The organism is Paraplanobispora takensis, assembly GCF_016863195.1.
Taxonomy (GTDB): domain Bacteria; phylum Actinomycetota; class Actinomycetes; order Streptosporangiales; family Streptosporangiaceae; genus Planobispora; species Planobispora takensis.
Map to the genome: position 1 here is coordinate 37,947 of NZ_BOOK01000024.1, position 22,306 is coordinate 60,252.

The 22,306-nt window shown below is 72.7% G+C and carries 17 protein-coding genes; 8 read left to right on the forward strand and 9 right to left on the reverse strand.

The genetic code is table 11. The features are described from left to right. Genes Pta02_RS16940 through Pta02_RS16955 form a run of 4 tightly spaced genes read right to left on the reverse strand, consistent with a single transcriptional unit; the run spans position 1 to position 7,566 of the window. Positions 1–1,494, reverse strand: coding sequence for a class I adenylate-forming enzyme family protein (locus tag Pta02_RS16940; protein WP_239130750.1), 1,494 nt, complete (start codon positions 1,492–1,494; stop codon positions 1–3). Next, positions 1,491–1,736 carry an acyl carrier protein gene (locus Pta02_RS16945; protein WP_203875803.1) on the reverse strand — a complete coding sequence of 82 codons (246 nt, stop codon included), beginning with the start codon at positions 1,734–1,736 and terminating at the stop codon, positions 1,491–1,493. Before Pta02_RS16945 ends, Pta02_RS16940 begins: the two co-directional genes overlap by 4 nt. Then, complete coding sequence (locus tag Pta02_RS16950) at positions 1,733–1,912, reverse strand: MbtH family protein (protein ID WP_203875804.1); 180 nt, start codon at positions 1,910–1,912, stop codon at positions 1,733–1,735. The genes Pta02_RS16945 and Pta02_RS16950 overlap by 4 nt, the downstream gene beginning before the upstream one ends. Then, positions 1,909–7,566 (reverse strand): non-ribosomal peptide synthetase/MFS transporter, encoded by a 5,658-nt coding sequence (locus Pta02_RS16955; protein WP_203875805.1) that lies wholly within the window; start codon positions 7,564–7,566, stop codon positions 1,909–1,911. The genes Pta02_RS16950 and Pta02_RS16955 overlap by 4 nt, the downstream gene beginning before the upstream one ends. Positions 7,567–8,158: 592 nt before the next feature. Between Pta02_RS16955 and Pta02_RS16960 the strand changes: the two genes are divergently transcribed. The 5 genes from Pta02_RS16960 to Pta02_RS16980 all read left to right on the forward strand — a co-directional run bounded on the left by Pta02_RS16960 (position 8,159) and on the right by Pta02_RS16980 (position 12,389). Continuing rightward, positions 8,159–9,085, forward strand: coding sequence for a thiamine pyrophosphate-dependent dehydrogenase E1 component subunit alpha (locus Pta02_RS16960; protein ID WP_203875806.1), 927 nt, complete (start codon positions 8,159–8,161; stop codon positions 9,083–9,085). Then, a complete protein-coding gene (locus Pta02_RS16965; RefSeq protein WP_203875807.1) occupies positions 9,082–10,068 on the forward strand; it encodes an alpha-ketoacid dehydrogenase subunit beta in 987 nt (328 codons plus the stop codon). Before Pta02_RS16960 ends, Pta02_RS16965 begins: the two co-directional genes overlap by 4 nt. Then, complete coding sequence (locus tag Pta02_RS16970) at positions 10,065–11,378, forward strand: 2-oxo acid dehydrogenase subunit E2 (protein ID WP_203875808.1); 1,314 nt, start codon at positions 10,065–10,067, stop codon at positions 11,376–11,378. Before Pta02_RS16965 ends, Pta02_RS16970 begins: the two co-directional genes overlap by 4 nt. A 73-nt stretch (positions 11,379–11,451) precedes the next feature. Next, positions 11,452–11,757: a class I SAM-dependent methyltransferase gene (locus Pta02_RS16975; protein ID WP_203875809.1), complete on the forward strand. Its 306-nt coding sequence runs from the start codon at positions 11,452–11,454 to the stop codon at positions 11,755–11,757. Positions 11,758–11,948: 191 nt separating this feature from the next. Further along, complete coding sequence (locus tag Pta02_RS16980; protein WP_203875810.1) at positions 11,949–12,389, forward strand: nitroreductase family deazaflavin-dependent oxidoreductase; 441 nt, start codon at positions 11,949–11,951, stop codon at positions 12,387–12,389. Between the two features lie 45 nt (positions 12,390–12,434). Here Pta02_RS16980 and Pta02_RS16985 read toward each other — a convergent pair whose 3' ends face one another. The 5 genes from Pta02_RS16985 to Pta02_RS17005 all read right to left on the reverse strand — a co-directional run bounded on the left by Pta02_RS16985 (position 12,435) and on the right by Pta02_RS17005 (position 18,865). After that, on the reverse strand, positions 12,435–14,351 hold the full coding sequence (locus Pta02_RS16985) for an N-6 DNA methylase (RefSeq protein ID WP_239130761.1): 1,917 nt from the start codon (positions 14,349–14,351) through the stop codon (positions 12,435–12,437). A gap of 201 nt (positions 14,352–14,552) precedes the next feature. Further along, complete coding sequence (locus tag Pta02_RS16990; RefSeq protein WP_203875812.1) at positions 14,553–15,584, reverse strand: hypothetical protein; 1,032 nt, start codon at positions 15,582–15,584, stop codon at positions 14,553–14,555. Between the two features lie 52 nt (positions 15,585–15,636). Continuing rightward, positions 15,637–16,518, reverse strand: a complete 882-nt coding sequence (locus Pta02_RS16995; RefSeq protein WP_203875813.1) for a carbohydrate ABC transporter permease — start codon at positions 16,516–16,518, stop codon at positions 15,637–15,639. A gap of 85 nt (positions 16,519–16,603) precedes the next feature. Further along, on the reverse strand, positions 16,604–17,509 hold the full coding sequence (locus Pta02_RS17000) for a carbohydrate ABC transporter permease (RefSeq protein WP_239130763.1): 906 nt from the start codon (positions 17,507–17,509) through the stop codon (positions 16,604–16,606). 96 nt (positions 17,510–17,605) lie between these two features. After that, positions 17,606–18,865, reverse strand: coding sequence for an extracellular solute-binding protein (locus tag Pta02_RS17005; protein WP_239130764.1), 1,260 nt, complete (start codon positions 18,863–18,865; stop codon positions 17,606–17,608). Between the two features lie 319 nt (positions 18,866–19,184). On the opposite strand from Pta02_RS17005, the gene Pta02_RS17010 reads away from it, so the two are divergent. From Pta02_RS17010 to Pta02_RS17020, 3 genes are all read left to right on the forward strand, one after another. Next, positions 19,185–20,690 carry an FAD-dependent oxidoreductase gene (locus Pta02_RS17010; protein WP_239130767.1) on the forward strand — a complete coding sequence of 502 codons (1,506 nt, stop codon included), beginning with the start codon at positions 19,185–19,187 and terminating at the stop codon, positions 20,688–20,690. A 120-nt stretch (positions 20,691–20,810) separates the two neighbouring features. Next, on the forward strand, positions 20,811–21,647 hold the full coding sequence (locus tag Pta02_RS17015; RefSeq protein WP_203875937.1) for an alpha/beta fold hydrolase: 837 nt from the start codon (positions 20,811–20,813) through the stop codon (positions 21,645–21,647). 50 nt (positions 21,648–21,697) lie between these two features. Further along, positions 21,698–22,306 carry an acyl-CoA-like ligand-binding transcription factor gene (locus Pta02_RS17020; protein WP_203875815.1) on the forward strand — a complete coding sequence of 203 codons (609 nt, stop codon included), beginning with the start codon at positions 21,698–21,700 and terminating at the stop codon, positions 22,304–22,306.

Consider the following 22,306-nt stretch of genomic DNA (forward strand, 5'->3'; position numbering starts at 1 on the left):
TCACGTGCCTTCCGTCTGACCCGTCACGGCGGCGCCGAAGAGCCCCCGCAACTCCCTTTTGATGACTTTTCCTGACTGGTTGCGGGGCAGGGCGTCGACGACGAGCACCCGGTCGGGAAGCTCGTGCCCGGCCAGGCGCTCCATCAGGAAGGCCCGCAGGCCCGTCTCGGACATCCCGGCCGAGCGGGGTACGACGGCGGCGGCGAGCACGGTGCCCAGCACCGGGTGCGGGACGCCCACCACCGCGGCCTCCGCCACCTGCGGATGCTCGTACAGCGCGGCCTCCACCTGCAGGGTGGAGACCTTGAACGCGCCCGACTTCACCACGTCGCTCTCCCGGTCGACGAGGTGGAGGTAGCCCTCGGCGTCCAGGTAGCCCATGTCGCCCATGCGCACCCAGCCGCCGCGGAAGGACTCGGCGCTCGCCTGTTCGTCGCGGTAGTAGGAGCGCGACACGGCGGGCGAGCGCATCCAGACCTCCCCGGCCTCCCCCGGCGGCAGCGTCCCGCCGTCCGGGCCGGTGATCCGCAGCGCGCCGCCGAACGCGGGGCGGCCGAGCGCGTCAGGCCGGGCGGGATCGAAGATCATGATGGTCTGGGCGGGGGCGGCCTCGGTCGAGGTGTAGTAGTTCGTCACCGTCGCGTTGGGGAAGGCGGCGGCGAGCCGTACGGACACCGCGGGGGGAAGGGCCGAGGCCGCCGAGCCCAGCAGCACGACGCTCGACAGGTCGTGCCGCTCGTGCAGCCCGGCGTTGAGCAGTTCGATGGCCATGGCCGGCACGACGAACACGGTGCCGACCTCGTACGACTCGATCAGCCGGGTGAACCGGGCCGGGGTGAACCGGGCCGGGGTCAGCATGGCCGGGCGGGCGTCCAGCGCGTTCATCAGCATCGTCTGCCCGGCGTTGGTCCCGATCGGGAAGGCGTGCAGCAGGTGCCGCGAGTGCCCGAACCTGCGGCGCTTCGGGCGCGTCTCGCACCCGAAGGTGAGGTTCGCGTGGGTGGCGCCCACGCCCTTGGGCAGCCCGGTCGTGCCGGAGGTGTAGAGGATCTGGGCCAGGTCCTGCGGCCCGACGGGCACGCCGGGCGGGCCGGCCGTGCCGCCCTCCAGCTCGGCCGGGGCGGCCGTCCAGCGCCCGCCGTCCGGCGCCTCCAGGTCCCGGCCGCACAGGACGGCCGAGGCCTCGCAGTGATCGAGCATGTGCCGCACCTCTGCGGGGGCGAGCCGGTCCGACAGCGGCACCGCGACCGCCCCGGCCAGCTGGACCGCGCAGTAGGAGACGGCGAAGTCGGCCCAGTCCCGGCCGCCGAACAGCAGGCCGATCCGGTCGCCGGGCCGCACGCCGCGGTCGAGGAGCCCGTGCGCGACGGCGTGGGAGCGCCGCTCCCACTCGCCGAACGTCAGCGTCCCCTCGCCCTCGACGACGATCGCGACCCCGCCGGGCTCCTGCTCGGCGCGCAGGGCCAGCATCTGGGGAACCGTGCGCGGGGTCACGGGACGCTTTCCGCCACGCGGCCGACCAGCAGCGGGAAGCTGTCGATGTGGGCGCCGGAGCCGAGGTCGAGCACGACGCCGAACTCGTCCTCGATCGCGTCGATCAGCCGCAGCAGCCCCAGTGAGGTGAGGCCGAGCGCGGACAGGGAGCCCTGCGAGCGCAGCACCTCCTGCGCGGGCAGCCGTCCGTCGGAGGCGGCGTGGACCAGTTCGGCGATCCTGTCCGCCAGCGGGCCGCTCATCGGCGGGCCTGCCGCACGCTGAGCGGGCGCATGTCCGTCCAGACCTGCTCGATGTGGGCGAGGCAGTCCTCCCGCTCGCCCTCGAAGCCCTCGGCCCGCCAGCCCGCGGGCAGCTCCCGGCCCGCCGGCCAGAGTGAGTACTGCTCCTCCTCGTTGAGCACCACCAGGAAACTCATGCCCGGACCTCCTCCTTCTCCGTGGTGTTCTGTGCGGTGTCCGCCGCGGTGCCGCCGGCGGTCTGCGCGGTGCCCTCTCCGGCCTGCGCCGTGCGGAGGCGGTCCTGCAGGACCTCGAACCCGACCAGGTCGTCGGGGACGGCGTCGGGCACCTCCTCGTCGAAGCGCGCCAGCGTCCGCACCCGCATGGCGACCAGCGCGACGGCCGCGATGGCCAGGCCGAAGCAGAGGTACATGAAGGCGATGCCGCGTCCCTCCCCGACCCCGATCACCGCTCCGACGGTGCCGGCGAGCGGGCCGTCCGGCGCCAGCAGCGGCTCGAACACCTGCGAGCCGTACGGCGCGACCAGGCCGAAACCGATCGGCAGCGTGGACCAGGCCACCAGGGTGTTGAGCGCGATCACCCGGCCGTGGAAGCGCTGCGGCACCTTGACCTGGATGATCGTGGCGTAGACGCCGTTGAGCACGGTCAGGCAGAACGACATCCCGAACGCGCCCACGGAGATCAGGACCAGGTCCTGCCGCAGCCCCATGGCCAGGCAGAAGACGGCCAGGGCCAGCGTGGACAGCAGGACGCCCCAGAGCCTGCGCCGGCGCGGCCCGCCCCAGACGGTCATCGCCAGCCCGCCGAGGAAGACCCCGAGCCCGCCCGCGAACGAGACCCGGCCGACGTCGTCGAGGGTGGCGAACGACAGCACCAGCGGGGAGATCATCAGGAAGAGCGGCGAGAGGAAGACGTTGAGCACCGCGAAGAACACGAGCATCCCGCGGAAGCCGCGGTTGCCCCAGGAGTGGCGGATGCCGCCGAGCATCTCGGCCACCACGCCCTCGCGGCGCCGCCACGGCATGGCGGCGGGGAACTTGACCGTCAGCAGGATCAGCGTGGCGAGCACGTAGCTCACCACGTCGATGATCAGGATGCCCTCCAGCCCGATCGAGGCCATCAGCCCGGTGGCGATCAGCGGCACGACGAGCTGGGCGGTGCCGGTGACCATCTGCACCACGCCGTTGGCGTGGCCCAGGAACCGTTTGGGGACCAGCTGCGGGATGGCCGAGCCGTAGGCGAAGCGCTGGAAGGTCAGGGCGATCGACAGGCACACCAGCAGCGGATAGATGTGCCAGATCTGCAGATTGCCGGTCCACAGCAGCAGGCCCAGTATCAACTGCGAGCCGCCCGCCGCGACGTCGCCGCAGAGCATCACCTTGCGCCGGTCGTAGCGGTCCACGATCGCCCCGGCCAGCGGCGCCACCAGCATGCCGGGCACCAGCCCGAGCACCGCGAACAGCGCGAAGCGCGCCAGCGAGCCGGTGGTGAGATAGATCCAGATCGGGATCGCGAACTCCGTCAGCGCCGATCCGGTGATCGAGACCAGCTGCCCGGCGGCGACCAGCAGGAAGCGCCGCATGCTGGGCTCCGGCGCTCCCGCGGTCGCCGCCCCGGCCGGACGGCCGGCCCCGTCGACCACCTGGAGCCGCGGGCCGTCCGGTCGTGCGGGCGGCCCGTCCGGCCGTGCGGGCGGCCCGTCCGGCCGTGCGGGCGGCCCGTCCGGCTGTGTGTGCGGCCCGTCCGGCTGCGTTCGCGGGCCGACGGAGCCCTGCAGCCACCAGGTGGAGTCCTGCGTGCGCTCCAGCTCGGCGGTACGGCCCGCGGCGACGGCCCCGTGGGTGCCGGTCACGATGGCGGCCAGCTCCCGGGCGCGGTACTTCAGGAAGAAGTGCCCGGCCTCGTCCAGGACGACGCAGGCCACGGTGTCGGACAGCCGCAGCCACTCGAGATAGCGCTCCTGGTAGAACTCCATCGCCGGGTCGCGCTCCCCCGCCACCGCGACGATCGGGGCGCGCAGCCGTTCGGTCCGTTCCTCGAACAGCCGGGTGAAGTACCGCTCGGCCTCGCGCGTGCCCTCCCGGCGGTTGCGGATGAGCAGCTTGAGCTGGTCGCGGTCGAAGTCCTCCAGGTCGAGGCCGCCGGCGGCCAGGGCGTTGATCCGCCCCTGGTCGCTGGTCAGCCGGTCCATCAGGTGGCCGATCCGGCCCAGGCCGCGCCCGGGACGGGCGAAGGGGAAGATGCCGCCCAGGTAGATCGCGTCGATCTCGCGGCCGGCCGCCTCCAGCCTGCGGGCGACCTCCGTCACCAGCATCACGCCGAGCCCGCAGTGCCCGTACAGGACCAGCGGCCCCTCGACGCCGGCGAGGATCTCCTCCGCGCAGCCCTGCGCGACCTCCTCCAGCGGCCGGGACTCCTCCCCCAGCTCGTGGCCGGGGACCGCCACCGAGTACAGCGCCCAGTCCTCGGGCAGCGCCTCGGCCAGCGGCTGGTAGATGACCGCGCTGCCGCCGCCGTAGGGGACGCAGACCAGGCTGGAGGTCGTCGTCCGGGCCGGGGTGAGCCGGTGCAGCAGCCCGCGGGGCCCGTCGTCGCCGCCTTCGAGCAGCCGGGCCAGGTCTCTGACCGTGCGGTGCTTGAACAGCTCCAGCACCGTCACCGTCCGCTCGGGGATCTCCCGGCGCAGCCGGGCGATCACCCGCATGGCCAGCAGCGAGTGCCCGCCCCGGTCGAAGAAGTCGTCCAGCGCGCCGACCCGGTCGACCTCCAGGACCTCGGCCCAGATCCGGGCGACGATCTCCTCGGTCCCGGCGGCCGGGGGCACGTACTCGGCCGCCTCCTGACCGTCGTCCCCGGCGTCCGGCTCGGGCAGCTTCGAGCGGTCGACCTTGCCGTGCGACTTCAGCGGCAGCTCGTCCAGCCAGACGTAGCGGGCCGGGATCATGTAATCCGGGAGCCGCTCGGCCAGCCACGCCCGCAGCTCGCCGGTCTGCGGCCGGTCGTGGCCGACGAGATAGGCGATCAGGCGCTCGCCCCGCGGTTCCACCACCGCGTGGGCCACGCCGGGGTGCTCGGCCAGCACGGTCTCTATCTCGCCCGGCTCCACCCGGTATCCGCGGATCTTCACCTGCAGGTCGCGGCGGCCGAGGAACTCCAGGTCGCCGCCCGGCAGCCAGCGGCCGAGGTCGCCGGTCCGGTACATCCTGGCCCCCGGCGCGCCCTCGGGGTCGGGCAGGAAGCGGTCGGCGGTGAGCCCGGGACGGCCCAGATAGCCGCGGGCCAGGCGGTCGCCGCCGAGGTAGATCTCACCGGGGACGCCGACGGGCACCGGGCGCAGCGCGTCGTCGAGCACGTGGACGCGGGCGCCGGGCAGCGGCCTGCCGATCGGCAAGGCCGTACCCGCACCCGCCTGACCCGCGGCGCCCGGAGCCGCCGGGCGCGGCGCCGGCGGGACCGCGTACGTGGTGACGCCGACCGTGGCCTCGGTCGGGCCGTAGTGGTTGACCACCCGGCACCGGCCGGCCGCGGCCAGCTCGGCGGCCCAGCCCTGGGGCGCCGCCTCGCCGCCGAGGATCAGCAGCTTGTCCGGCAGGAGCTCGGCGGCGGGCGCGTCGGTCAGCAGCGCGGCCAGGTGGGACGGGGTGAGCTTGAGGTGGCCGACGCCGTGCTCGCGCAGGTAGGCGGCCAGCTCGCGGCCCGCCGTACGGGAGGGGATGAGGTGGAGCGTGCCGCCCGTCATCAGGCACAGGTAGAAGACGGTCACGCCGAAGTCGAAGGCCAGCGACTGCAGGAGCCCGTAGACGCCGCCGGGCTCGATCTCCAGCCGCTCGCGCACGCCCGCCAGGTAGACCATGACCTGCCGGTGCTGTACGGCCACGCCCTTGGGCCGCCCGGTGGTGCCCGAGGTGTAGATGACGTAGGCCAGGTCGTCGGGGGTGACCCCGCCGCCGACCGGCTCTCCGTCCGGGAGCTCTCCGTCCGCGGGCCCGTCGGCGTCCTCGGGCCCGTCCTCCTCCGGCCCGCCGAGCGGCACGATCACCGCGTCGTCCGGGATCCGGTCGCGCAGCCCGGGATCGGCCACGACGGCGACCGCCCCGGCGTCGGACAGCACGAACGCCAGCCGGTCGCGCGGGTGGTCGGGGTCCAGCGGCAGATAGGCGGCCCCGGCCTTGAGCACGCCCAGGACGGCGACGGCCAGCTCGGCCGACTGCTCCAGGCAGATCGCGACCCGGTCCCCCGTGCGCACCCCCCGCCGCCGCAGCCGGCGGGCCAGCAGCCCGGCGCGCCGTTCCAGCTCCGCGTAGGTCAGCGACCGCCCGCCGGCCGTCACCGCGACCGCGTCCGGGGTCCGCCCGGCCTGGGCGGAGATCACCTCGTGGACCAGCCCGGCCTCGAAGGACGGGGCCGGGTCGCAGGAGCCGAACGCCAGCACCCGGCTGCGCTCCCCGGCCGGGAGCAGCTCCAGTTCGGAGACGCGCGCTCCGGGGTCGGCCGCGATCGACCGCAGCAGGGTCTCCAGGCAGGCCGCCATCCGCTCGATCGTGTCCGGGCGGAACAGGGCGGTGCTGTAGGTGAGGTTGCCGCGCAGCCCCTCGGGCGTCTCGAACAGGTACAGGGCCAGGTCGAACCGGCTGGTCCCCATCTCCACCGGGAAGGGCGTCATGGTCAGACCGGGGGTGTCCAGCGGCTTGGACCGGTAGTTCTGCAGCGCGAACATGACCTGGAACACCGGCGAGCGGCTGACGTCCCGCTCCACGGCCAGCTCCCCGACCAGCCGGTCGAAGGGGAGCCCCTGGTGGGCGTAGGCGTCCAGGGCCGTCTCCCTGACCCTGGCCAGCAGCTCGGTGAAGGTCGGGTCGCCCGACAGGTCGGCGCGCATCGGCAGCGAGTTCACGAAGACCCCGACCACCCGCTCCAGCTCGGGCAGGTCGCGTCCGGAGACGGGACTGCCCACCGCGAAGTCGTGCTGTCCCGCGTAGCGCCCGAGCAGCACCTCGAAGGCCGCCAGCAGCGTCATGTACGGCGTGGCGCCGCAGGCGCGGCCCACCGCGGCCACGGCCTCGCTGAGCTCGGGGTCCAGAGCGATCCCGCAGGTGGCGCCGTCCCAGCGCTGCTCGGCCGGGCGCGGCAGGTCGGTGGGCAGCTCCAGCGTCGCCAGCCCCTCCAGCCGTTCCTTCCAGTAGCGGACGTCGGCGTCGTGGGCGCCGTCCTCGGCGCGCCCGCGCAGCCAGTGCGCGTAGTCCCCGTAGCCCAGCCGCACCGGGGCGAGGTCGGCCTGCCGCCCCTCGCGGTGGGCGGCGTGCAGGGTGAGCAGCTCCTCCATGACGATGTCGCAGGACCAGCCGTCGGTGACGGCGTGGTGCATGGTGAGCAGCAGGATGTGGACGCCGGGGGCCAGGCGGACCAGCAGGGCCCGCAGCAGCGGGCCGCGCTCCAGGTCGAAGGACCGGGCCGGCTCCTCGTCGAGCGCGGCGGGGTCGTCGGTGACCCGCAGCTCCACCGAGGGGGCCTCGTCGACGACGACCTCGGGGCGGCCGTCGGCCGTGGTGACCAGCCGCATGCGCAGGCTCTCGTGCCGGGCCGCCACCTCGTGCAGGGCGCGGTCCAGGGCCTCGGGGTCGATCTCCCCCTCCAGCCGGACGGCGAACGCGACGGTGTAGGCGGCCGTCCCCGGGGCGTACTGCTCCAGGAACCACAGCCGCTCCTGCGCCGGGGACAGCGGCGGCGGCGTGCCGGGCGGGCGCGGAGGGACGGTCTCCGCGACGGCCTGGCCGCCCAGACGCCGGGCGAGCAGTGCCTTCTTGGCCGGCGACAGGCCGGTGTGCGTCACGGCGCCTCCGTACGGGCGATGAGGGAACCACGTGCGTTCCGGGACGGCGGAGGACGGGACCGTCCTCGTGGACGGTCCCGGAGGTCCGCACGGGCGGGCGGGCCCGGTCCCGAGGGGGAGGCGGCCGTTCCGTGCGGTGGATGACCCAGGTGGTCGATCAGCAGACCCGGCGGCCCGCCCGCCAGCGGACATGACGGTCCGCGGATCGGGAGACCTGGTGGTCGGCGGATCAGGAGATCGGTCACGGGTGACCGAAGTCCTGGAAGGGATGAGCGAGATCCTCCGGGCGTGGCAGGTTCTCGCACAGGAGTACGAATCTGTGGGAGCGTTCCCACGGAGGAGGCTAAGGATGCTCCGTCAAATGAGTCAAGGTTTCTCGCATGTTTTCGGATCCGAACAATCCGAGTAAAGGAGTAGTTAACTTGTTTACGCAGCTACGGGCGATTTGCCGCATTTACCGGGTTTCACGATTGCGCTGAATCGATTGACAGCCCCCTCCACTCCTCCTACGCTCCGCTGGGAGCGCTCCCACCCCGATCCCCGTACCGGGGCGACCGGGCGTGCCCGCGGTCGCCATGCCAGGAGCGCACACGTGATCGACACCTTTCCCCCCTTCGCGAGCCCGCGGAGCGCACCGCCGCCGGCGGAGGAGGACCTCCGGCTCCTCCTCCTCATCCGGCACTTCGAGCTGACGCTGCTGCGCCTGTTCGAGGCGGGGCAGCTGAGCGGCACCACCCACACCTGCCTGGGCCAGGAGTACATTCCCGTCGCCCTGAAACCGCTGCTGGAAGGCGACGACTTCGTCTTCAGCAACCACCGCGGCCACGGGCACTTCCTGGCCCGCCACACCGACCCGCACGGCCTGCTCGCGGAGATCATGGGCCGCGAGGGCGCGCTGTGCTCGGGGGTGGGCGGCAGCCAGCACGTCTACCACCGCCGTTTCCTGTCCACCGGGGTGCAGGGTGAGAGCCTGCCGGTCGCGGTCGGCACGGCGCTCACGCTCAAGGACACCGGCGCCCTGACGTGCGTCTACATCGGCGACGGCACCTGGGGCGAGGGGTCGGTCTACGAGGCGCTCAACATGGCGCGGCTGTGGGAGGTGCCGCTGCTGGTCGTCGTCGAGCACAACGGGATCGCCCAGTCCACCCCGACGACGGCGCAGATGGCCGGGACCGTGGCCGGCCGCGCCGCCGCCTTCGGCATCCCCCACCACCGCACGGCCTCGACCGAGATCGACGAGATCCGCGCCGAGCTGGCCCTCCTCGTCGCCGAGGTGCGCAGCGCGTCGGTCCCGCTGGTCGTGGAGTTCGCCACCCACCGGATCGGCCCGCACAGCAAGGGCGACGACACCAGAACCCCCGAGGAGATCGCCCTGGCCGCCGACCACGACTGGTACACCCGCTACGCGGGACTGTTCCCGGAGGCCTTCGGCCGCCTCGACCGGGAGATGCGCGAGCTGGTCGAGCGCGCCGCCGCCGACGTCTCCGCCCGGCCCCCGTCGGTTTGGGAGCGGCCGTGACCCGCGTCTCCGAGCACCTCAACCGCGCCCTGCACGATCTGCTGGCGGCAGACCCGGGCGTGCACCTCCTCGGCGAGGACATCACCGACCCGTACGGCGGGGCCTTCAAGGTCACCCGGGGCCTGTCCGGCAGGTTCGGCGACCGCGTGCGCTCCACCCCGCTGAGCGAGGGCGCCGTCGTGGGGGTCGGCGCCGGGCTGGCCCTGGCCGGGCGTAAGGCGATCGTCGAGATCATGTTCGCCGACTTCGCCACCCTGGCCTTCGACCAGCTGGTGAACTTCGCCGCCGCCTCCACCTCGATGTACGGCAGGCCCGTGCCGATCCCGCTGGTCGTACGCTGCCCCTCCGGCGGCAACCGCGGCTACGGCCCGACCCACAGCCAGAGCCCGCAGAAGCACTTCCTCGGCGTCCCCGGCCTGCACGTGTTCGAGCTGTCCCCCTTCCACGACGCCGGCCGGCTGCTGGAGACCATGCTCGCCCTCGGGCGGCCCTGCCTGCTGTTCGAGGACAAGGTCCTCTACACGCGCAGGATGTACGAGGACGGCGTGGTGGACGAGCTGTTCCGCTACGAGGTGACCGGCGGGGTCGCCCGGGTCTTCCTGGAGGGCGCCGCCGAGCCCGACTGCACGCTGGTCGTCCACGGCGGGATGGCCCACCGGGCCCTGGCCGCCATGCGGGACCTGCTCCTGGAGGAGGACGTGGTCTGCGAACTGCTCGTCCCCTCGCAGCTGTACCCCCTGCCCGACCTTCCCGGCCTGGAGCGCGCCGGGCACGTGTGCGTGGTGGAGGACGGCTCGGAGGGCGGGGGCTGGGGGGCGGAGGTCGCCCGGGTGCTCCACCCCCGCCTGTGGTCCACGCTGCGGCGGCCGATCACCCTGGTCGCCTCGGCACCCAGCGTCATCCCCGCGGCCCCGCACCTGGAGCGCGAGGTCCTCGTCCAGCCCGGCCACATCAGGCATGCGATCATGGAGGCCCTCTCTTGACCGAGATCCGGGTGCCCAAGCTCAACAACAACGACTCCGCCTACCTGCTGGTGGAGTGGGCCGCCGCGGACGGCCAGGCCGTCCGGGCCGGAGACCCCGTCGCGGTGCTGGAGACCTCCAAGGCGGCCGAGGAGCTCACCGCCGAGCAGGACGGCGTCCTGCGGCACCTCCTGCCCGCCGGCGCCGAATGCGAGCCCGGCCAGGTCATCGCCCGCCTCGGCGGAGACGGCCTGGCCGCCGCCCCGCAGGAAGGCCGGGAGGGATCCGGGAACGCGCCGGACGGCCAGGTGGGTGCCGACCACGCGGAAGGCGGCGGGGAACGGGACGGCGAGGGCCCCGATGGGCAGGACCCGGTCGTCACGGCCCCCGCGCGGCGCTTCATGGACGAGCACGGCATCTCCATGGAGCAGGTCAGAGCGCTCGGCCGTACGGTGATCCGCCGCGCCGAGCTGGAGTCCCTCCTGCCCGCCCCGGTAACGGAATCCACCGATTCCGCCCCGGAGTCCGGGGCCGAGGGGCTCATCGAGCTGTCGCGGGGGCAGCGGCGGGTCGCCGAGGTGGTGATCCGCTCGCACCGGGAGATCCCGGCCGCGTTCACCGTGATGCGGGTCGACGTGACCGAGACGCTCGCCTTCGCCCGCCGGGAGACCAAACGGCTGCGCGCGCTCATCGGCGTCCCCGAGGTGCTGGTCAAGGCGACCGGTGAGCTGCTCGGGCGCTTCCCGCTGTTCTTCGCCGCCCCGGTCGACGAGCGCCGGGCCCGGCCCGCGGTCACCGCCGACGTGGGCGTGACCATGGACGTCGGCCGGGGGATGGTCGTGCCGGTGGTCCGGGACGCGGGCGGGCGTCCGCTGGCGGAGATCGCCCGCGACCTGATGCGGCTGCGCCGGGCCGCGATGGAGGGGAGCCTGCGGGAGGAGGACCTGCGGGGCGGGTCCATCATGCTCACCCTGCACACCGAGGAGGCCGTCACCATGGCCGTCCCGATCGTCTTCCCCGGCCAGGTCTGCGCGCTCTCCCTCACCGCCCCGCGCCCGGAGGTCGTCGAGACGGCCGACGGCTTCACCACCAGGAAGGTCGTCTCCCTCGGCCTGTGCTACGACCACAGGTTCGTCAACGGCCGCGAGGCGGGCGAGTTCCTGGGCGCGCTGCGCGCGGCGCTGGAGCGTCCGGAGCCGGTTCCGGCTGCGGCCTCGGCGACGACTTCGACGCCGGCGCCGGCGCCGGCGGTGGCGGTGGCGACTCCGGCGGGAGTGGCTCCGGCGGCTTCAGCGGCGGGCGAACGCCGGGAGGCCGTGGATCTCCCGTAAGCGGCCGTAGGGTCGGAATGCTCCTTCCGGCCCGGGCGGACCCGGGCCGGCCCGCACGCGAAGGAGGAGACCGATGACACCGGCCGCGGCCTACGACGAGATCGCCGACTGGTACGAGAACGACTTCCTCGGCGGGTGGCGGGCCCATGAGGAGACCGGCGGCGATCCCCTCGGCGTCGGTCCGGTCCTGCGCGACCTCCTCGGTGCGGGCGGCGGCCCGTGCCTGGAGATCGGCTGCGGCACCGGCTTCCACGCCGCCGGGGTCCGCGCGCTGGGCTGGAGGCCGGTGGGCGTCGGACTCCTGGACGGACCGGGGGGTGCGGGCCAGGGTCGGCGCCGTGCACCGGCCCCTGCCGGAGCTGATGCACTCCTTCCTTGAGGCGGGCCTGATCCTGGAGCGGTTCGCCGAGGGCCGCGGGCCGACGCCGCTCGTGCTGGCCGTACGGGCGCGCAGACCCGGGTGACCGGCCGCGCCGCCGCGGGCCCCGTGCGGGCGGCCGTCCGCCGGGGTGCGCCGTACGGCCGCGCGCCCTCTACAGTTGGAAGATCGATTGCAACGGGGAGGTGCCCATGGACGGGCGTACGGAAGAGATCCTCGACAGCCCCACGGGCTGGGTGGCGGCGCACGTGCGCACCTACGTCGAGTCGGACGGCGCGAAGGGGCACCTCTACCACGGAGTGCCGACCCTGCTGCTGACCACCCGGGGACGCCGGTCGGGCAAGCTGCGCCGTACCGCCCTCATCTACGGCCGCGACGGCGACCGCCACCTGCTCGTCGCCTCCAACGGAGGGTCACCCGGCCACCCGGCCTGGTATCTCAACCTGACCGCCGACCCCGCCGTCGAGGTCCAGGTCGGCCCGGAGAAGTTCGCCGCCAGGGCCCGCACCGCCACCGCCGAGGAGAAGCGGGCGCTCTGGCCGGTGATGGCCGAGGTCTTCCCCACCTATGACGGCTACCAGGCCAAGACCTCCAGGGACATCCCCCTCGTCATCCTCGAACGCGCGCAGTGAGGGCACGCCCTCTCCGCGCAGGCATGCGGTGACGGGGGACGGCCCTCACAGGCGGGGGTCGGGCTGCAGGTCACCGTTCGTCAGCCCGTCCAGGACGATGCGCCCCAGCAGCTCGCCCGCCTCGTTCGCCCGGCGCAGCGCGCCCTCGAAACGTTCCAGCTGCCGGAACACCTCGCCGTAGCGCCGCTGCTCGGCCAGGGAGAGCCGGGGCAGCGGCGCGCGGCGCACGTCCAGCCGGGAGGCGCCCGAGGCCGAGGCGGACGGCTGGCGGGCCGAGACCTTGAGGAAGCCGGCGACGAAGTGGGGGTCGAAGAAATCCGGGTCGGGCCGGACGACGGTCAGGTTCGGGCCGAGCGCGACCTCCTCGTCGATCACCCTGGCGGCCGGGACGCGGCTCGCGACGGGCACGACGATGTCACCGGGCCGGGCGATGACCAGGCCGGGCTCCTCCTTCCCCCGGCCGGTCGGCTCCTGTCCCAGCACCACGTCCGCCGCGGTCAGCAGCCTCAGCTCCCCCGACCCGGTCTCCATCCGCACCGGGGTCTGCAGGATCTGCAGGCTCCCCGCGCGGGCCAGCTCCCCCAGGGAGGTCATGGAGAAGGGGCCGTGCGGGGACTCGGCGGCCGAGGGCAGCAGCCGGGTCAGCTCGGCGGTCGCGCGCAGCAGTTCCTCGCGGGTCCTGCCGACGCCGCCGGGGCTGACGACCGACCGGGTGAGATAGCGGGCCGGGGTGAGGTCGATCTCGTCGTCGAGCAGGTCGATGACCGGGACGGTACGGCCGCCGCCCGCCGTCTCGCGGTGCGGGTCCTCCTCGAAGGAGGACCACATCGGGATCACGGTCTCCGGCGACCCGGTGGCGTCCATCATCAGCACGTGGGAGGGCGCCCGGTCACCGGCGACCGGCCGTCTCAGCAGCCACAGGTGGGGCGGCATGGTCGACTGGGGCGCCGCCCCGGAGGGCAGGGCCACGACCGCCCGCAGGGCGCCGGCCCGGATGAGCTGGGAGCGGACCCGGCGGCCGGATCTCCGGTTCGCCGCGGCGGGCGGCATCAGCACGACCACCTGACCGCCCGGCCTGGCGTGGGCGAGGCAGTGCTGGACCCAGGCCAGCTCGGACTCCCCGCGCGGCGGCAGGCCGTACTGCCAGCGCGGGTCGTTGGCCAGTTCCTCGTAGCCCCAGCCGCGCTCGCTGAACGGCGGGCTGCACAGCACCGCGTCGGCCTGCAAGTGCGGGAAGGCGTCGCGGGTCAGGGCGTCTCCGGTCCGGACGTCGGCCGGGATGCCCCGCACCGCCAGCCGGGCCCCGGCCAGGCGTGCCGCGGCGGCGTCGCGCTCCTGGCCCACCGTGCGGACCTTCCCCGGCTCGCCTCCGGCGGCGATCAGGAGCCCGCCGTGGCCGCAGGAGGGGTCGAAGACCTGGGTGGCCCGGGGCTCGACGAACGCCGCCATGAGCCGGGCGATGTCAGGGGAGATCACCTGCACCCGGCGCGAATGCGCCTGGGTGTAGCGCGTGTAGAGGAACTCCACCGCCTCCTGCGGCCCGCGTTCCGCCGCCAGCTCCGCGGTGGCGCGGATCAGCGGGACGTCGCTCTCGTCCGTCACCAGTTCGGGGAGGGCTCCGGCGATCTCGGCGTCCTCCCCTTGGAGCAGCGTTCCGAGCTTGCGGTGCGCGATGGCCGCGGCCAGCCTGCTGACGAGGGAGAGCAGCTGGAGGTCGTCGGCCGAGTTGCGGACCTGCTGCCACAGCAGCTCGTCGCCGGGAAGCTCCTGCAGCTTCCCCTGGGCGCGCAGCCAGGTCTCGACCTCGGAGAGGGAGAACAGGGGGCTCGAGGCGGTGCCGCCGACCGGCGCGGGGAAGTCACCGAACCGGCGGCGCCAGTTGCTCACCGCGGCGCGCCCGACGCCGGCCAGCCTGGCGATGTCTCCCGCGGTAACCGTAGCGTCCTCCGTGGTCAATCTCACCCCTCCAGTTGAATCGACAGGTCGGACCGAAACCCTCGCCGCGCTGCCCCGCTTTCCCGATACCGGTCGCTGAAAGCAGGTCAGGCGTGCATCTTCGCACTCTCCGCGACGTCTTTCACATTCGACCTGTACCGGTTCAGAAACCATAGGCGGCGCAAGACCGAATTCAGTCAGGTTTCGGACACGCCGTCGACCCGCAGCTCAGCGGCGGTGGACCACGGTTCCGCCCGAACGCCCGGGGAAGGCGACCACCAGATATTCACTTCCGGGCTTCTCCAGGTCCTCCAGCCCGCCGTCGGGGAGGTCGCGGGCGTAGATCCTGATCCGGTACTCCCCGGGCCCGGCCGCGCCGAGGTTGGCCGTCCCGGTCCCGCCCTCGGAGCCGACGACCTCGATCCGCTCACCGGTGCTGCGCAGGCCGGTCTCGACGATCTGCTCCCAGCCCCGCGGCAGGAGCGGCGGCGCCTCGGCGAAGTCCATCGTCGTCACGCAGGCGTAGTCGTTCAGATCGTAGGTGCGCACCCGCACCACCTTCTCGTAGACCTCCACCAGGCCGCCGAGGACGGGCCGTTCGCTCCCCCACTCCCCGCCGACGTCGCCCACCGTGAACTCGCCGCCCTCGCCGGTGAAGGCCGCGACGGTGACCCGGCTGCCGGGACGCGGGCCCCGCCACCGGTCGGGGCAGCGCGCGGCGACCCGGTCCTCGTGCTCCTTCTCCTCCCGCAGCAGCTCGGCCTCGGGCCGCAACCGGTCGGGGCCGTGCCGGGCGACCAGGTCCGGGCAGAGGTAGACCAGCGCGTCGAGCATCACCGTGCTCCAGTAGGGGCCGTCCCCGGTCTTGTCCAGCTCCGCCTTGACGCGCGGGTCCTCGGTCCGCAGGTGCATCACCCCGCAGAGCCTCTTGCCGTGGGCGAGGACCTCCTTCTCCCGCACCGCGCCGAAGAGCGGCGGCACCCCCGGCTCCGCGGTCGCCAGGCAGAGGAAGGCCCGTTCCCGGTCCGCGAAGCGGGTCTCCCCGAAGCCCTGCCCGGAGACGACCCAGGGCGCGCACTTCCCGATCCTCTCGGCCTCCGCGCCTCCGTAACCGCCCTCGGGGACGTCCTCGTAGCCGTAGACGGCCACCGATCCGCTTCCCCGCACGGCCGGGAACACCACGGCGGCGGACAGGAGGAGCACCACGGCTCCCGCGGCCACCGCGGACCTCGGGAGCCCGAACCACCGCGACCGCCGCATCCCGCCCGCCTCCGCTAGATCAAGATCGGAGTGCACCCTACCGGGAGGCCGGTCACTTGATCGACCCCGCGGTCAGGCCGCCGACGACCTTCCTCTCGATGAGCGCGAACAGGATGATGACCGGGATGGTGGCGATCACCGAGCCCGCGAACAGGTTCTGCCAGTCGACCTGGTACTGGCCGATGAAGGAGTTCAGCGCCACGGTCAGCGGCTGGTTGGCCGGGGTCGTGGTGAGGGTGAGGGCCACGACGAACTCGTTCCACGCCGCGATGAAGGTGAAGATCAGCGCGGTCACCACGCCGGGCATCGCCAGCGGGAGCGTCACCCGGAACAGCGCCCCGAAGCGGCCGTTGCCGTCGATGAAGGCCGCCTCCTCCAGCTCCCGCGGGATCGAGGAGAAGTAGGCGTGCAGGATCCACACCGCGAAGGCGAGGTTGAAGCCGCTGTTGACCAGGATCAGCGACCAGATCGAGTCGACCAGGCCGAACTGGTAGAACTCGCGGTAGATGCCGACCAGCATGGCGGTGGGCTGGAACATCTGGGTGATCAGCACCAGGATCAGGAACGCCGTACGGCCCCGGAACTCGTGCCGCGCCGTGTAGTACGCGGCCGGCAGGGCCACCAGCAGCACCAGGACCGTCGATCCGGCCGCGACCTGCAGGGTGACGCCCAGGTTCTGGGCCAGCCCGCCGGTCCAGAAGTTCGCGAAGTTGGACCAGGCGAACGTCTCCGGGAAGAAGGTCGCCTCGCGCAGCTCCTCCTGCGGGCGGAGCGCGGTGAGGATCATCACCAGATAGGGGAACAGGAAGATGAACGCGATCAGGTAGGCGCTCGCCGCCACGATCGCGGTCTTGATCGACGGGAGCCGCCGCGCCGGGGCGGGGGGCCGCACGGCCGCCGGGCGGACCGCGGGGGCGCTCTCGGTGAGGGTCATGAGACCTCCTTCGCCGGCCTCGTGACCGGGGTGCCGTGCTCGGTGACCGGGGTGCCGTGCTCGCCGACGGCCTGGCTCGGCTCGGTCATCGGACCTCCGTCCGCCACTTGCTGACCCTCAGGAAGATGACGGTCAGGATGATGACCATGCCGAAGTTGACCACGGACATGGCCGCCGACTCGCCGATGTCGGAGCCCTTGAGGATGTACATGAAGATGGTCGAGGTGGCGGTGGAGTAACCGGGCTGGCCGTGGGTCATGGCCCAGATGATCGGGAAGCTGTTGAAGACGTTCATCACGTTGATGAGCGCCGCCACGGTCAGGGCGGGCCGCAGCAGCGGGAGCGTGATCGACCAGTAGGTGCGCAGCTTCGAGGCGCCGTCCATCTTGGCGGCCTCGTAGACGTCGGCGGGGATCGCCGACAGGCCGGCCAGCAGCGCGTAGGTGGTGAACGGCAGCGACACGAACACCGCCACGAACACCAGCCAGGGCATCGCGGTGGAGGCGTTGCCCAGCGGGTCGGCGTCTGCGCCGCCGAGCGCGTCCAGCACGCCGACCTTGTGCAGGATCATGTTGATCAGGCCGACCTCGGGGTCGAGCATCCACTTGAAGATGATCGCCGTCATCAGCACCGAGGCCGCCCACGGCGCGATCAGCGCCCAGCGGGCGAAGCGGCGGCCGGGGAAGCGCTGGTTGAACAGCTGCGCCAGCGCCAGGGAGAGCACCACCGTGATGCTCACCACCGCGACCACCCACACCAGGCTCCTGAACATGACCCCGGCGAAGTCGGGCTCGGCGAAGAGCTTGGTGTAGTTGTCGGTCCCGTTGGCCCCCTGGACCACGCCGAACCGGCTGATCTTCAGGAACGACGACTGGATCATCACCACGACCGGCCAGACGACGACCACGCCGATCAGCACGATGGCGGGGCCGATCCAGGCCAGCGGGCCCAGCGCGCGCATCACCCGCACCGGGGTGAGTGTCTGCTGCATAAGTCCTGCTTTCGGTGGGCGCCGGATGCGGCGCGCGCCCGGAGAAGACGCGCGCCGCATCCGTTCGCCGGTGATCGGACCGGGGATCGAACCGGGCTAGTTCGCGGTGGCGACCTTCTGGATGGCCCCGAGGACCTCCTTGGGGTCACCGTCGATGGCGCCGCCGATGGTCTGCTTGATCTGGGTGTTCACCTCGGACCACTTGGGGTCCTGGAAGGGGTAGAACGTGGCGTTGGGCAGCGCGGCCAGGAACGGCTTGAGCTTCTCGTCCGAGGAGAGCTTCTCGATGCCGGACTTGGTCACCGGGAGCAGCTTGTAGGTGTCGCTGATCTTCTGGGCCGCGGTGCCGCCGTAGAAGAAGTCGAAGAACTTCTTGACCTCTTCCTTGTGGCCGTTCTTGTTGAAGGCCATGATCCAGTCCTCGACGCCGAGGGTGGTGTCGAGCGGGCCGCTCTTGCCCGCGATCGGGGCGACGCCGAAGTTCTTCAGGCCGCCCTTCTCGAAGATCGGGATCGACATGGGGCCGCCGTTGACCATGCCGACCTTGCCGGCGGCGAAGTCCGCCCAGACGTCCTTGCGGTTCTTGGTGCCGGGGTTGGGAGTGGTCAGACCGGCCGAGACCAGGCCCTTGAGGTAGGTGAAGGTCTCGACGTTGGCCGCGGAGTCGACGGCCCAGTTGCCGGAGGTGTCCTTGTAGCCGCCGCCGTTGCCCATGAACCACAGGAACGACTCGGCCTGGGCCTCCTCGTTGCCCAGCGGCAGGCCGAACGGCTGGCTGACGCCGGCGGCCTTGAGCTTCTCGGCCGCGGCCTTGAGCTCGTCCCAGGTCTTGGGCGCCTCGGTGATGCCGGCCTTGTCGAACAGGTCCTTGTTGTAGAACAGGGCGCGGGCCGAGGAGACGAACGGGATGCCGTAGCCGACGCCGTCGACCTTGCCGAAGTCGGCGAACTTCTCCAGCATGTCGGAGGAGGTCGCCGGGGACAGGACCTCGTCGGTCTTGTACAGCAGGCCGTCCTTGACGAAGCCGGAGTAGTCGCCGGTCTGCAGGATGTCGGGCACCTGCCCGTTCTGCACCATGGTGGCGACCTGCTTGTCGATGTCGTTCCAGTTGATGACCTGGACCTCGACCTTGATGCCGGGGTTGGCCGCCTGGAACTCGTCGACGACGCCCTTCCAGAACTTCTCACCGCTGTTCTCGGCGGTGGGGCCGTCGCCGTAGTCGGCGGCCACGAGCTTCAGCGTCACCGAGCCGTCGGCCGCCTTCTCGCCGCCGGCGGGGCTCTCCGAGCCGCAGGCGGTCATTACCAGTGCGGCGGACAGCCCGAGCGTGACCGCGCCGACCAGTCTCTTGTTCACGTGACTACCACCTTGGTCATCCACGGACCACACTGGTCCGTACCAGTTCTGGGTGCCGAGGACCCTCGGCGAGCGGAAGCGGCGGGGGTGGACCGGCAGCGGTCTTCCGACCGGCCGTCCTCCCGGGGCTTCCGCGGTGCGGATAACGTTAGGTGGCGGAAGCCACCTGGTCCATACCGCCCTGTATCGGTTTCGCAACGCTGACCCCCGAGCCACCCAGCTGGTCTATACCAGCTGGAGAGAACGCGGATCGAGGAGTGATGTCGCGCCGCCCGGGAAGGGGCAGCCCATGACGCAATCCTTCTGGATGGAATCGGCTATGGGCCGGTCATATCCGGCGCTCAACGAGGACATAGAGGTCGACGTGGCCGTGGTCGGCGCGGGCATCGCCGGGCTCAGCGCGGCCTGGGAGCTCACGAAGGCGGGGCGGTCGGTCGCGGTCCTGGAGGCCGACCGGGTGGCGGCGGGGGTCACCGGCTTCACCACGGCCAAGCTCTCGGCCCAGCACACCATGATCTACGCGAAGCTGGCCAAGTCCGCCGGCGCGGAGGCCGCCGCCCTGTACGCCCGGTCCCAGCGGGAGGCCGTCGAGCACGTCGTCGCCACCGCCGGGGAACTGGGCATCGACTGCGACCTGGAACGGGTCCCCTCCTACACCTACGTCGAGTCGCAGGACGGCGTGGACGACGTCCGCGCCGAGGCGGAGGCGGCCGCGGAGGCGGGCCTTCCGGCCTCGTTCACGACCTCCTCCACGCTGCCCTTCCCGATCGCCGGGGCGGTCAGGGTCGAGGACCAGGTCCAGTTCCACCCCCGCAAGTACCTGCTCGGGCTCACCGAGACCATGATCTCGCGCGGCGCGCTCGTCTTCGAGGGCAGCCGCGTCGTCGCCCTCGACGAGGGCGAGCCGTGCCGCCTGCGGACCGCGGACGGCAGGACGGTCACCGCCCGGGACGTGATCGTCGCGACCCACTATCCGGTCTTCGACCGGGCCCTGCTGTTCGCCAGGATGGAGCCCCGCCGCGAGCTGGTGGTCGCCGCCGTGATCCCGGAGGCCGGCGACCCCGCCGGCATGTTCATCACCACCGAGCAGAACACCCGCTCGGTCCGCACGTCGCCGTACGGGCAGGGCCGGCGCCTGCTGATCGTCACCGGCGAGCACTTCAAGCCCGGTGCCGGCTCGGTGGGCGAGCGCTTCGACCGGCTGGCGGCCTGGACCGCCGAGCGGTTCGGCGCGACGGAGATCGCCTACCGCTGGGCGGCCCAGGACAACGACACCACCGACGGCCTGCCCTTCGTCGGCCCGATGCACGCCGGCGCCCGGCACGCCTACGTCGCCACCGGTTTCGGCGGCTGGGGAATGAGCAACGGCGTCATGTCGGGCCTGCTGCTCACCGAGCAGATCGCCGGGCGCGAGCGCCCCTGGGACCGGCTGTACGACCCCCGGCGGCTGCACCCGCTGCGGGAGGCGGGCAGCGCGCTGAAGATGCAGGCGTCCGTGGCCGCCCACTTCGTCGGCGACCGGTTCGGTGCGGGATCGGCCGACGAGGTGACGGAGCTGGCCCCTGGTCAGGGGGCGGTCCTGAAGGTGGACGGGCAGCGCTGCGCGGTCTACCGCGACGACAACGGGCAGCTCCACGCGGTCTCGGCGGTCTGCACCCATCTGGGGTGCGTCGTCGGCTTCAACGACGCCGAGCGCACCTGGGAGTGCCCCTGCCACGGCTCACGGTTCGACGTGGACGGGTCGATCCTGCAGGGCCCGGCCACCGAGCCCCTCGACCGGCTCGACCTGACGGCGCCCGGAACCGCGGAGAAGGCGGAGGGGTGAGGACGGCGCGGCCCCGTCCGGCCGGATGGCACGGGGCCGCCCCGTTGACCGGCGGGAGGCCCGGCCGCATTATTGACTAATTATCCAATAAGGCTCGGCGGAAGGGCTCGCACCGTGCGGATGGTCAAGGGTGACGGCGTCGGCCTGGCCGTCTACGAGCAGGGTGATCCGGCCGGCCCGACCCTCGTCCTCGTGCACGGCTATCCGGACGACCACACGGTCTGGGAGCCGGTCGCCGCGCGGCTGGCCGCGAGCTTCCACGTGGTGACCTACGACGTCCGGGGCGCGGGGGCCTCGGACCGGCCGCGCGGGCGGGAGCCGTACGGCTTCGCGCACCTGATGGCCGACCTGCGCGCCGTGATCGACGCGGTGAGCCCCGGTGAGCCGGTCCACCTGGCCGGGCACGACTGGGGGTCCATCCAGGGCTGGGAGGCGGTGTGCACCATGCCCGAGCTCTTCGCCTCCTACACCTCCATCTCCGGGCCCTGCCTCGACCACATAGGCCACTGGGTGCGGACCGCCGGCCGGCTGCGCACCCTGCGGCAGACGCTGTCGTCGTGGTACATCGGGTTCTTCCGGCTGCCGGTCCTGCCCGAGCTGGCCTGGCGCTCCGGGCTCGGCGGGCGGCTGCTGGCGCGGGCCGAGCGCCACCGCCCCTCCGGCCGGCTCGACGCGGTGGCCGGCCTGGGGCTCTACCGCGCGAACATCCCCGCCCGGCTGCGCCACCCGCGGGAGCGGCGCACGCCGGTGCCGGTGCGGCTCGTGCTGCCCCTCATGGACGCCTACGTGAGACCGGAGACCGCCGAGACCGCCCTGCGGTGGGCGCCGGTGGCGGAGGTCCACCGGGTCCGGGCCCGGCACTGGGTCCCCCTGACCCATCCCGATCTGGTCGCGCGTCTGGTGGGCGAGCACGCCCGGCGGCATCGGCGGCCGGGCCCATCGGAATTCACATCGTGAAATTTTTCAGATCCTGAAATTTTCTCCCCTCCCCCGTCGTTGTGCCCACCGTGAACAGCAGTGACGAGCTGGGCCGCAGGGACCGCAAGAAGCTCGAGACCCGGGCGGCGCTCGAACGCGCCGCTCTGACACTGGTCGCCGAGCGCGGTCTCGCCCAGGTGACCGTGGAGGACATCGCCGGGGCTGTGGACGTCTCCTCCCGCACGTTCTTCAACTACTTCCCCTCCAAGGAGGACGCCCTCATCGGGCGCAGTCCGGAGAACGAGGCCGAGCTGGCCGGGAAGCTGGCCGCCGTACCCGTCTCGGAGCCCGCGTTGCAGGCGCTGCGCCTGGTGCTGCGGTCCGTGGCCGAGCTCGTGCAGCAAGAGCGCGAGCAGTGGCTGCTGCGGTTGCGGGTGCTGGAGCAGAACCCCTCGCTGCTGCCACGGCTCATCGCCGGCAACGCCGAGGCCGAACGGTGCCTGACGGCCGCGGTGGCCGAGCGGGTCGGCGTCGATCCCGCCGCCGACGGCTATCCCGCGCTCGTCACCGCCGTGGCCTCCACCGCCTTCCGGGTGGCGATGATCCGCTGGAGTGCCGCGGACGGCGTCCCGCCGCTGGCCGGTCTGCTGGATGAGGCCTTCGACCGGCTGGCCGCCGGCCTGCCCGACCCCCGGTGA